Origin of the sequence: Moritella sp. 5, assembly GCF_018219455.1 — a bacterium.
Lineage (GTDB): Bacteria > Pseudomonadota > Gammaproteobacteria > Enterobacterales > Moritellaceae > Moritella.
Genome location: NZ_CP056122.1, coordinates 3,276,801 through 3,289,144 on the forward strand (window position 1 = coordinate 3,276,801; position 12,344 = coordinate 3,289,144).

The following is a 12,344-nucleotide window of genomic DNA, read 5'->3' on the forward strand; positions in this document are numbered from 1 at the left end:
GTTCTTTACGCAGCTCTTATTATCCCCTTCCATAGGGCTGCGTTCACCTAAAATTCACCTACTCTTTGCTAACCTGCCACCTATCAAACATCAACAACAGTATACAGTTAGCAGGAGAACGCATGAAAAAATCGATGATAACCTTATTTATGTTCCCTATTTTAGGGCTGACCGCTTGTGGCGAAGGCGATACGAGGGACTCTGTTGAGGTTACAGATGCTGCAGATACCAGTGTTCCCGCTGACTCTGCCCAAACTGAAAATTGGATAATGAACAATGAAACAACATCCAATTATATTTACTCAGATACAGGAAGCACGCTCGAAAATGTACAAGTCGCTGAAATAGTAAATCTAGATGAAAACAACTTAGACGTTGGTTATGTTTATGTTGAAACAACCGGGATACCTAAATACGACGTAACAATGACCCAGGTTATGGTTGAACAACTGAATCAACGACCAAGAGCCAATTCCGACTTTCTAACAGGCAGCACCTTTGCGGTTGAAGGACAAGTGGTTACCTTTGGTGAAGACATTGGCTATAACAGCAGCCAAGAAAACTGCTCGACGACAGGTGGCGAAGGTTATTGGCCGCCAGGTCCTGGGTGTCCGACCCAGCAAGACAAACAAGCCTACTTTCCGGTAGAACCATCTAACATTGAAGACGGTGAAGAAAGTTGCGAAACAGGACTGGGGAAAATTGGCCTGATGGTCAATGGCACTAGTATTTATAACTGGGGTGATGGCATGAGTGAAGGTGACAACCTTTGGTATACCTTAGCCCCTGTAGCAGAACAGTACGACGTAGATATTTGTGGCGGTCATGCTGCCGCGGGTGATTATCATCATCACTTCTATACTAGCTGTTTAGCGAATTTAGTGGGCGACGATGGCAGTACTCACTCTCCTATTTATGGGTTTGCCGCTGATGGTTATCCGCTTTACGGTCCTTACGAAAGTGAGAACACACTGGCAGTGAGTGGTTGGAAAGTACGTGATTATGGTGCAAATGCCAGCCAAGGCGGTTGTGATACCGAAGGTCAACGAAGCTGTGTATTAGTAGACCCTTATGATGTATCCAAAGGCGTTAAAGCTGTGTCGAACGGCCCGGATATCGGCGAAAACGTAACGACTTTATCTGGTAACACACTCGCTGCAACCGATGGTTACTTCTATGAAGATCACTACTACGCAGGTGCAACTGTTGAAGGGGCTCAGCTTGACCAGAACAACGGTCACGATACTCATGATGGTAAAGGCTATCACTACCATATCACCTTAACACAAGCGCAGAATGGTAAGCTGGAACCCGCATTCCCGTATACCATAGGTCCCAATTTTAAAGGCCAACTCGCGAGTAATTCAATAAGCCAGTGTAGCGCTTCGGGTGGTATGTCTCCGCCTCCAAGACGTTAATAATATGAGCGGTGGAAGTGGGCCTGAATACCACTTTCACCACAGAGAAAAGGTGAATATGATGAAAAAACATTTTATTTTGGCACTGATGACGCTAACCGTTATAACGAATAACGTGAGTGCTCAGACCGAATCCAATAAACAAAGTAGCATGATGAAGATGACAATGGACCATTCACATTTACCCATTGCGGCACCGAGTAATGCGCCTAAACCAGCACTGAGTTTATCATTAACCAAAGATACTATGTCTGGGTATAACTTGCATTTGCAACTCGCACGCTACCAGCTAATGCCACCGCCAGAAGGAGTGGTGAGTATGTCTGAATTAATGTCGGCTACACGCGATCAAGAGACAGGCTTTATCGAAGGCCACGCTCATTTATATATTAACGGAATTAAAATACAGCGTGTTTATGGGCTAGACGTTCATTTGCCAGCAACGCATTTTAAGCAAGGTGTGAATACAGTCTCGGTCACCTTGAATAATCATGGTCACATGTACTGGACAGTCGATGAGAAAAAAGTCGTTTCTACGCTTTATATCGACGATACTTTACCTCAACTGATAAAGCATAGGTTTGACAGTTTCCCCGTGGAGAATACGGGCTAACTTGCTAGTAATAAGCATGTCCGCATTCGGGGGGAGCTAGAGCGCTATTTTACTCTATGACTAAAAGCCAGATTATGTGCCTTTTTTATTAAGCTCAAAGATTTCGTCTGTTAACTTAGTCAACTTTTCACCTTTCACATAAGCTTTTAGTAACTCTATAGGGTCTTGGTAATGGCAATGAATCATTGAGTACTCTTTTAAACAATCATCTTTTGATTTTACTGTGACTTCGCGTTCTGCAACATGGGCTGCTTCAAGCTGCTTTTTACTCCCAGGGAATATAAAATGGTTGGATACCACCGCGCTATCCCCCTCTAAAAGGCACAATGCTTTCTGATAATAAAATTGTTTTACTAAATCAGGCCAACCAGGCGCAGTCCTTGGTGAGCTAGCTTCATAGTACTTAGCATCTACAACTGCAATCCTATGTTCTTCGGGATGTTTGAGTACTGTATCCGTTCTTTGCCCTTTCTGAGCTACTGAAATAAACCCATCATCTGCAGTTTGATAGACAGGAACAGGTAACTTATTATTTATAGGGTATTTGCCAATTAGGCACTCATCCAACATCGATTCCCAAAGGTTATGAAACTTGCGAACACCGATTAGTACGTTATTTGTATTAGAGCCTTTCTTAACTCGGAGATATTGGATAAGTCCTTTGATTAAAAAAATATCCCGTTCAGAATAGCTCACTTGTAGTTCACGCTGCAGATATGCAATTTGAACTTCAGTGCTACCGAGCGGCTTTGGCATCAACTCAAGACGTTCATCAAAATAACTAGATAACCCTAACCATAGTAAGCCATAATCATCAAATAACTCTGTTATGACTTGAGCATGAATCTTTGCTGTCTCACAGTTTGAAATATAGCGGGAGCGAGAAGTAGACAAGTCAAAATACATTGGTCCATTTGCTGCTGGATAAGACGTACTTCGAGTTATAGTCCTTGACCAATTAACCTTACCAGCATTAATAGTACGTTCTTTGAGCCTACGTACATATAAGCCATTAGCACGATAATCATTAAGCAGTGAGATACCTAAAGAAAGTGATCGACCACCGATCACTTCTTCCCCACCTTCTTGAGCATAAATACCGCTGTCTTTACTTTGGTAATATTTCAATAACGCTTGAAGAAGATGGTGACCAGCTGCACCACTTCTTTCCAGTGAAGAATTATGATTTCTCGGTAAAAAAACAGCTAAACCATCACAATAAGATACCACACCACAAAAATTAATTTTTAGCATATCAGGTGCAATAAGACCTAAAAAACGCATCTCATCTAGTAAAGAAGTTGGAATAGTTTTATCTGATAAAAAAGAACGATCAGATAAATAGAGGATATTACTCTGTTCCATCTTTTGATGCCTCAACTACCTCTATTTTTGTTCCTTTCACTTCAATTTCTTTTTCAATTGATGGACTAAATACAGCCCAATTTTTAATAAAAGCTCTCGAAAGCTTACCAAATGTTTTATATGCTGAAGAAAACACGTTATGGTGACCCAAGTGACGTAATACGTCGTCCCAAAGGTAGACAAATAACTTGCCGTTTATTGCATCTTTAGCCGAAGTAGAGTTACCGAGCTCTTTAGGATTTAAGAAAAATGGTCCAATTAAACGATCCTCTGTAATACCTTTTTCACTTAGCTCGTCATTGATGATCTCAGCTAAGGCTGGCCATTCAATTGAGAACAACCCATTTTTAGTTCGGAGTTCAATTGTAGTTTTAGGAACTGCTGGGTTCGTGAAATCGATTTCCAAGTACTCAAAACTCCAACGACGCTTAAACGCGGTATCAAGCGGCATAACAGCTTGGTCACTACTGTTCATAGTTGCAATAATCGACAAGTTAGCAGGTATTTCAAGCAGCGTTAACTCAGATACACCCGCCGTTCGCAACTGCTCGTTGATATGCATGAGCATATCTGGGTCTGCAGCATCAACTTTATAAGTACTAGCTCCATTTTCATTTCTATCTAGCAACTGAAAAAGCTCCCCAAACACAGCAGCTGCTGGAGCACGATTAATCTCTTCAATGACTAAGCAAATGTGCTTGTCTGGTTGAGATTTTGCTTTAACTAAAGCATTGGTAAATGGACCAGGACGAAACTGGTAAGTAACAACCGCATTACCGTTACTATCTTTTTCCATCATGGGCTTCAGTGCACCAACAAAATCGTTGTATTGTGTGTCTGGGTGAAAAACAGTAACTACTTTCTCTGCATCTTTACATTCTTCGGTAAGAATTTTGTGGCTCTTTCCTGTTCCTGGTGCTCCGTAAAATATCTTGTTAGTTGCACCTTCAAAAACAAGCGCACTAGTAGTTGAAAGACCAGATGATCTAAATAAAAACTCCCCATCACCTTTATGAATAGACATGCTTGGCCAAAGATGCGAGATAAGTTTGGATATTATTACGATTAGCTCATCCGAATCTAACAAACCTTTCTTAATATGAACATACTTTTTTAGTAACACTGAATAGTGAACTGGTTTGTCGATGTATTGTGTATTGCCTGATACAGGGGTAGGACTCAAAAGAAATGCGTCAGTAACATCCTCCCAAACTATGAGCCTAGCCGTAGGATCATTACCTAACAATGACTCTAGTTTACCTTGCCAACCCAAGCAAGAAAAGATCATTAAAATCAGTTCATCACCGTTAGATGAATTAAATAAATAGGGAATATTGGAGCAGTACTTATTAAACAAAGTCTGATATGAATTAAGATTCTTTGAAAAAGCATATATTAACTTACCCAGCATTCCAGAACTAGCATCTGGCACAGGTAAAGCTTTCAGCATAATTGATCGAGCAAAGTCATCTGTTGACCGATACTTTTTATTTACTGGCCCATCCTTATTTATTATATTCTTTGCTTCAAGTCTATAAGATTTATCGCGGAATACATTAAAAAAATTATCACAACTATAGGTGTCTAACCTAGAAGTTACAATATTAGAAGGAGCCCCACTATTGACCAACGCATCAAAATCATTAGCCGATGTTAAAGTTGCCGCAACTTCATCGAAAATACACATGTACTTATCTATTAAAACCACCAAAGGCAGAAGTTTTAGAGCATATAAGAAGTAATGGCTTGGTATATAGCAATGATTGCTGTTGCTAGCGACATCGACCCGCGCTGAGTATGCGAATACTTCAATATCTAGATCGAGATCTTCAATAGCACGTTTAGCCTCATCATCAAACTCAACTTCATCAAATCGCCATCCATTTTCTGGTTCATTTTTGAACCAATTACCAACCATATTTAATTCTGAAAGCATGAGTATCTCTATCTTGAAAAATTTAGCCGCTATATGAACGGCTGTTTGTTATTAGTCGTGCTTAATCCATAAGCTGCGTGAAACCTCTTGGCGCAGATTTTCAATCAGTTTTTTATTTGTTTCAGAAAACTGTCCATTCTCAAACTCACCAAGAAAAAACAGGACTTCAGCTAACGGCTTAGACTCTTCTTCAGATAGATGACGAACTAAAGGATGTTCACGATTTAGAGTAATGTAATGGTCATCCTCATAGCCAGGTTCCCAAAGTGAGCCATCTGATGTTTTTCCAACTCGAACATCTATATCATCAATCATCGGAGGAATAACACGGATCTGTTGCAAATGAACCCCGCGACCAGAGCACAAGATACGAAACTCTAAAAGCGCGTTAAATATAATTACTAAAGCGTCACTGAAGCCTGAACGATAAATGTTATAACGGTCGGCAATGATATTGCCAAACATATCCGTATTGTCTTGCCCGACTGCGTTGCAACCAGATATCGCATCAAACTCTTTCTTTACCTCACGCGGCATAAAAATTCGAGCATATTTCTTACCTTGATGTTGAAGTGCTTCTGCGACTTTATTACTAGAGAATTCAAAACCATCAAGCCCTAATATATCAGCTACTTCATATGCCATACGAATGACGGTAGAATTTGTAGGTAAACGCTCTTGTAACCAAGCATCTAGCACTAAAGCCTGTTTCTTTAAGTCCTTATTAGGGAGCTCTACTACAGTAATACTGAAGGTATTTTCGAAAGATAAACGCTCACTAAATACAACAGAACTTGCTACTACTTGGTAGACATAATCAATCACAATCTGATCTGATTCGTTGAAAATACGGTTAAATAAATCGATAGGCAAGGGAATTCGATTCTGCCAAAAGATCAGTCCATCAACTCGATATTTAGCATTTTTATTATTTAAATAACGCTTAAAGTCTGATAGATCGTATTGATAACTCATTCGTCTTCCTCTGCATCTGGTAGCTCAATACTCAGATAGCGTAATGTTTGGCTTACTTTTTGTCGGAACCCTTTTAAAGTATGTTGGTTAGTTTCTGAATACTCACCATGTTCAGCGTTAGATAAACTCCATAGCAACATATCGAGAGCCTTCGTCGCTTCGTCATTATCTTTACAAACGTTATACATTTTATGGAAATAAGGATGTGATTTACCCAGCGTTACACAAGTATTTCCCTCATCGTCACATGAAGGCTCCCACAATTCATCCCCGAGTAAGGAGTCCTCTTCATGTACTCGAACAGTTTTATCCTCATAAACTCGAATACCTTCAATTTCTGTAGGCTTCATTTGGTTTTGATTGCGGATAGTTACCGTGTCACCGTCCACTTTGATCTCTGAGTTTTTAGTATGTTTCTTATGTTTATCGATAGCCTTATCCGCAGGACCGTGAGCACGCTTTGTATTTGCCGCCACTAAACGATTCTGACCTTTGAGCAGTTCCTGTCTCCAAGGGGCAATCAATCTTTTAAGTTCTTCTCGAATATCAACTGGAATTATGACTCGGCTCTTTCGAAAATCGATGCTAAAAACATCATCGAGTTTATGGTCAAAGTTAAGCTCAACTCTAAGACGAGTAATCTTACTTTCCTTTTTATACATTCGCTGGGGCCAGCCGTCATGCCAAATAAGGCGCCCCTCTCGGTAGATATAGAGCCCTTGATTATCAAGGCTATAACGGACGTAATCTCTTTCATTCGAATCAAGATCGTTCTGAGATGGAATAATAGCCCCTTTAACTGTAAATGGTAAAGTTTTACCTTCTACTTCAATAGGTACCGATTTTTCCTTCAGCACTCGGGAACGTATACCATCACTTGATTTATTCAAGTCAGAACAGAGTGGGTCCCAACCTTTTAGGTTTACCGCAGGGGCATCCCCAACCTTCATTGAAATGGTAACTTCTTTAGTTTCCAAAAATTTAAAGAATACCGCACTTAATTCCAAAGACAGTTCTTTACCGAGAGACTTTATCTGATCCCGCATTTGCTTATCACTGCCCAATTTTACTAAACGGTCTATGTTTTCCCAAATAATCATAGTTCCATTGGTTTCAGAGAATTCAGAGAGAGCCTCAAAGTCATCGTAATACTCATCAGCATCAGGAGTTTCAAGTTCCCACCGATCAGAGGCAATAATTTTATCTATATCCCACGCGCGACCAACATTGTTGTTATTCTGCTGGGACAATACGACTAGACGACGACAAAATGCGGTCGATGCGGTTTTAAGCCCCATACCAAACTTGCCTAAAGATTTCGGGTTATTTCGTCTCGGAGAGCCATATCGCATCGCACTTCTCAACCCATCCTCTGACATACCATCACCATTATCAGTGATAATAACCCTAAACTCCCCCATCATATATTGAAGCTCAACTTCAATTCGAGTAGCATTTGCTGCAATGGAATTATCAATGATGTCGGCAAATGCAGCTTCTTTGCTATAGCCTGTATCTCGTAGGCTCTCAACCAATCGAGCAGCAGATGGACGGAAGTCGTCTTCCTCTGGTAGTTCTATCTTTTGATTCATATTTATAGCGCTTCCAAATATGCAAGCATGATTTGCTTGTCTGTTTCTTTATCATCTGTCACTGAAACAACGCGATCACTAAGCTGTTGCTTCAAGCGAATACGTTCATCAATCTTTTCTTCTATTGTATTCGCGTAGTACATGTAATAAACATTCACAATCTTATCTTGACCATTTCGCCATGCCCGAGCAGTAGCTTGCTCTTCAAGAGCTGGATTCCACTGCCGACTGTAATGAATTACATTTGTTGCAGCTGTAATATTTAATCCCATACCAGCAGTTTTAGGATGCAAGAGTAATACATCAAACCCTTTCGATGCAGAAAAATCATCAATCAAAGATTGGCGATCTGCATTAGGAGTTCTACCATCAATAACCCCTGGTAATAATTTATACCTTTCTTTGATTGCACCTTTTATTAAATCAATCGTCTTCTGGAACGTGGCAAAGATAATCACTTTTTCATTTGCGTTCACAATCTTATCAAGCAGAATAATTAACAATTCAAACTTAGCGCTATGAGACTTGAGAGTTCTCACATCATGGCGGATCGATGAATCAAGCAGTGCTGGATGAGCAGTAAACTGCTGAAGCTTGTTAATTAAAGGAAGGATCCCACCGCCACCATTACTAGCATCGCTCTTCATTTCATCAATGATCGATTCATAGCTATTAGCCTCTTTTTCACCAAGCGATACTGCTTTGTGAATATCTAATTTTTCAGGTAGTTGCTTTAATACATCTTTCTTCATTCGGCGTAATGTAATTTGTCGAAGGCTATTTTCCAACTCTTCCAAATTCTTATCTAATGTTTCAGATATATCTGAATGAACATAGGTATTTTTGAAATTGCTTTCAGAACCAAGGAAACCTTTAAATACTAGATCTGTTAATGCCCATGCATCCATCAGACTATTTTCAACAGGAGTACCCGACATTGCGACAGTAACACCAATATCTAAACGTCTAGCGGAAAGTGAACGACCAGATTTAGGGTTCTTTAACATACTAGCCTCATCAAACAGTGCTAGGTCAAAGTACATGTCTTCAAACATCGTTATATCTGAAGACATCGTTGTGTATGGTGTAATAATCACGTTGCTATTATCGAATGCAGAAGCCACACCTCTTCGTTGATTACCATAATGTAGATAAGGAGTAATACTCGGAGCAAAAAAACTAAACTCACGAACCCAGTTATCTAAAAGAGGGTTAGGGACAATAATAAGAATTTTACTATTAGGATTCTTTTCTAACACATCACAGCATAGTGCTATGACCTGCGCTGTTTTCCCAAGTCCCATATCGTCAGCCAAGATAGTACCCATACCATTTTCAGCACAAAAGCTAAGCCAATTTACCCCATCCACTTGATACGGATAAAGTGATTGAACAAACAGTTTTTCATGGTGAGACTCTTTGTGTTGATTAGTTCTTAGCTGATCAATGAGATCCGATGGAATCTCGCTAATTAGTCCTTCTTGAAAAAGAGAACGGAGAAGTTTAATCAATTTGGGTAATGGTAAATTCCCAAACGCCACTTCTAAATGCTCAGTTACCCTAGAACTTACAAAACAAACTCGATGCTTATCTAAAATAAAGTAACCACTCTTTGCAAGAGTATTTATCTGTTCCGAATTCAAAAGTTTATCTCTAAAACTTAGGATAAAACTAGGTGTAGGCGAAAGCTTAAATACGAATTTTATTTGAGCAGGCCGTTTTGAAACAACAAATTCAGTATTAGTACCATCTAACGACGCTGTAAATTTACCAAGTCTAAACACTGCCTCAGGAGTAAGTTCTTCACAGTTCTGTTCAACGACGCCGTTATTGATTATGTAGTTCATAGACTATTCCTATATACCAGGTCAACAACAGGATAACCCTTGCATTTTATTATGTATAAATATACAGTTGCATTGTTGCCGGGTAAAAAACCGGATATTTAAACGTGAATATGGTGCATAAATTGAATACATCAAAGTATATCAAAGAGTTAAGAAAAAATCTTGGGCTAGGTCAACGTGAGCTAGCAAATTTGATAGGTTTAGGAAAAGACGGCGAACGAACAATTAGAGGTTGGGAGGCTGGAGAACATACACCTTCCCCACTAAAATGGGGTAAAATTGTAGATCTCGAAAAAAAAATGCAAGATTCCTACGATAACGCCCCATTAAAACAAGCTGAAATAAACGATTCCGACTTTCGATTTATCGACCTTTTTGCTGGTATCGGAGGCATCCGCTATCCTTTTCAACAGTTAGGTGGTCATTGTGTGTTCACTTCTGAATGGGACAAGTTTGCCCAAAAAACCTATCTAGCCAATTACGGTGATATGCCAAATGGCGATATCACTCAAATCGCAGCTAAGGATATTCCAGATCATGAAATCCTTCTCGGTGGTTTCCCATGCCAAGCTTTTTCACAGGCAGGTTTAGGTCAAGGTTTTAGTGATACTCGAGGAACAATGTTCTTTGAGGTTCAGCGCATTTTGACAGAGAAAAAACCAAAAGCCTTTTTACTTGAGAACGTTAAGCAGCTAAGAGGTCACGACAAAGGTCGCACTCTAAAAATGATCTTAGATATCTTACAAGGTAAACATGAACAAGAAATTCCAGACGATATTCCAATGAGTGAAGAAGCTCGCCATGCTTTGGCTGAAAAGTTGAATTATTGGGTTGATGTTCGTGTATTAAGGGCTGGTGACTTTGGAGCACCTCAAAACCGAGAACGAATTTTCATCATCGGGTTTGATAAAGATCAGTATCCAAATGTCGATTTTGATAAAGCGTTTTGTTGGCCTGAACCACCGAAGACAATTACGCGTGTCGGCAATATTCTACAAACAGAAATAGAATTAAAAGCGGATCAAGAAGAACATGGTAAAGACCGTTTTACTATCTCAGATAGACTTTGGGAAGGACACAAAAAACGTAAAGCAGGTCACAAAACAAAAGGAAATGGTTTTGGTTACTCGTTAGTCAACGCAGATAGTGAGTATACGAATACAATCAGTGCTCGATACTATAAAGATGGTTCAGAAATTCTAATTGATCAGAGCCACTTAAATAAAAACCCACGTAAATTAACACCACGTGAATGCGCGAGATTACAGGGGTTTCCAGAGAATTTTAAAGTCGATGCTTCATCCCAAAATCAAGTTTATCAGCAGTTCGGTAACTCCGTATGCATGAATGTGATTCATGCAGTTGCAAAACAAATGGTGGATACTCTCAAATCTTCTGAACCGTTTACCAATAAACAACGAAAAGCTAGCTAGCCGTCAGTGAATCAGCCTCATCAAAGTGGGGCTGACTATCCCCCTGCGCTTCAAAGTACTTCTTTTCTGAATCGCTATATCGAAACGTTCTGTAATAACACATCAACTCTCTAAATCTTAAATCCCGTGTGGACAATTTCACGATAGTTACAACCAACAAGACTGATTTTCTTCTTAGATTACAGCCCTGCTCTTCCATGTTTACTCACATCTAAGCTAAACTATTTCTAACTAATCAAAGGACTTGATTAGACAGAACAAAAGGAATTGAAATGAGTGAGATTTTACTGTGCAACAAACCCGTTAAAACCGATGAGCTTGCCAGTCAGTGTGGCATCGACAGTAGTATGATTTTTGGTGCACAATGCCGCCAACCATCCATGCTGACAGCTTATACGCCCTACCTTATTGGAACTGACCCATCACATGCAGCACAAAGCATGGTGAACCAACTGAACAACACAGCGAACAATCGCGAGCTCACCAATATTGCATTGTCCTTTGGTGGCGACAATACCCTTGCCATCGCAGACATTTCAGTAAAACTACAAGAATTGGGTGTAGGTTCGATGGGTGCTGCTACCAGCTTTTACGGTAATCGAGTTGGCGGTTTTAGCGAAGCAGAAAGCAATGGCCGCTTTCCAAAAGATGCAGCAAGGCTTTCACCATGAATTAAAAGCGGTAACAGGTGCGAATAAATCTGCACGCGGCACACCGCTCACCAGCGGTACTCGCGCGACAAACATCGCCAGAAGCAGCCGTAACGTGGCAAAATTAGACATCGTTTCACAAGTTCAAACCAGTAACTTAGTTAAGTTTAGCCAATATACCAAATTCCTCGGCAATGGCCTTGCTGTTATCGACTTTGGTAGTCGCGTTGGGAATATTCACAACAGTTATAAAGCTGGCGGCAACTGGGAACGCGAGATGTTTATTGAGTCGAGTAGTTTTATTGCCGCAACTGTTGCTGGTACTCTAGCTGTAGATGCAGGAAGTGCAGCACTGGCCTTTCTCATGGTCGCAACGCCCGCAGGATGGGTTGGATTAGTTATCGGCGGCATAGCCGTTGTAGGTATTGCAGCAGGTGCATCTATATGGGCAAATGGGTTAGCTAAAGCAGATGCTGGTCATTGGTACGATCACATAATAAATTGGATTGATTAAT

10 protein-coding genes are annotated in these 12,344 nt (G+C 40.2%); 5 read left to right on the forward strand and 5 right to left on the reverse strand.

What is annotated here, in order from left to right:
* Positions 1-122: 122 nt before the first annotated feature.
* On the forward strand, positions 123-1,418 hold the full coding sequence (locus HWV01_RS14555) for a YHYH protein (protein ID WP_211672228.1): 1,296 nt from the start codon (positions 123-125) through the stop codon (positions 1,416-1,418).
* 58 nt (positions 1,419-1,476) lie between these two features.
* A complete protein-coding gene (locus tag HWV01_RS14560; protein ID WP_211672229.1) occupies positions 1,477-2,031 on the forward strand; it encodes a hypothetical protein in 555 nt (184 codons plus the stop codon).
* Positions 2,032-2,103: 72 nt separating this feature from the next.
* Here HWV01_RS14560 and HWV01_RS14565 read toward each other — a convergent pair whose 3' ends face one another.
* The 5 genes from HWV01_RS14565 to HWV01_RS14585 are packed head-to-tail and all read right to left on the reverse strand — an operon-like array spanning position 2,104 to position 9,746.
* Positions 2,104-3,396, reverse strand: coding sequence for an LlaJI family restriction endonuclease (locus tag HWV01_RS14565; RefSeq protein ID WP_211672230.1), 1,293 nt, complete (start codon positions 3,394-3,396; stop codon positions 2,104-2,106).
* Complete coding sequence (locus HWV01_RS14570; protein WP_211672231.1) at positions 3,383-5,332, reverse strand: McrB family protein; 1,950 nt, start codon at positions 5,330-5,332, stop codon at positions 3,383-3,385. Before HWV01_RS14570 ends, HWV01_RS14565 begins: the two co-directional genes overlap by 14 nt.
* A gap of 51 nt (positions 5,333-5,383) precedes the next feature.
* The gene (locus HWV01_RS14575; protein WP_211672232.1) at positions 5,384-6,307 is read right to left on the reverse strand and encodes a hypothetical protein; all 924 of its coding nucleotides are present in this window, start codon (positions 6,305-6,307) and stop codon (positions 5,384-5,386) included.
* Positions 6,304-7,899, reverse strand: coding sequence for an ATP-binding protein (locus tag HWV01_RS14580; protein WP_211672233.1), 1,596 nt, complete (start codon positions 7,897-7,899; stop codon positions 6,304-6,306). Before HWV01_RS14580 ends, HWV01_RS14575 begins: the two co-directional genes overlap by 4 nt.
* Before the next feature lie 2 nt (positions 7,900-7,901).
* Positions 7,902-9,746, reverse strand: coding sequence for a DEAD/DEAH box helicase (locus HWV01_RS14585; protein ID WP_211672234.1), 1,845 nt, complete (start codon positions 9,744-9,746; stop codon positions 7,902-7,904).
* Positions 9,747-9,868: 122 nt separating this feature from the next.
* Between HWV01_RS14585 and dcm the strand changes: the two genes are divergently transcribed.
* From dcm to HWV01_RS22415, 3 genes are all read left to right on the forward strand, one after another.
* On the forward strand, positions 9,869-11,179 hold the full coding sequence (gene dcm / locus HWV01_RS14590) for a DNA (cytosine-5-)-methyltransferase (RefSeq protein ID WP_371816330.1): 1,311 nt from the start codon (positions 9,869-9,871) through the stop codon (positions 11,177-11,179).
* 272 nt (positions 11,180-11,451) lie between these two features.
* On the forward strand, positions 11,452-11,850 hold the full coding sequence (locus tag HWV01_RS22410; RefSeq protein WP_249185330.1) for a hypothetical protein: 399 nt from the start codon (positions 11,452-11,454) through the stop codon (positions 11,848-11,850).
* Positions 11,810-12,343, forward strand: coding sequence for a hypothetical protein (locus HWV01_RS22415; RefSeq protein WP_249185331.1), 534 nt, complete (start codon positions 11,810-11,812; stop codon positions 12,341-12,343). Before HWV01_RS22410 ends, HWV01_RS22415 begins: the two co-directional genes overlap by 41 nt.
* The last annotated feature ends 1 nt before the right edge of the window (position 12,344 follow it).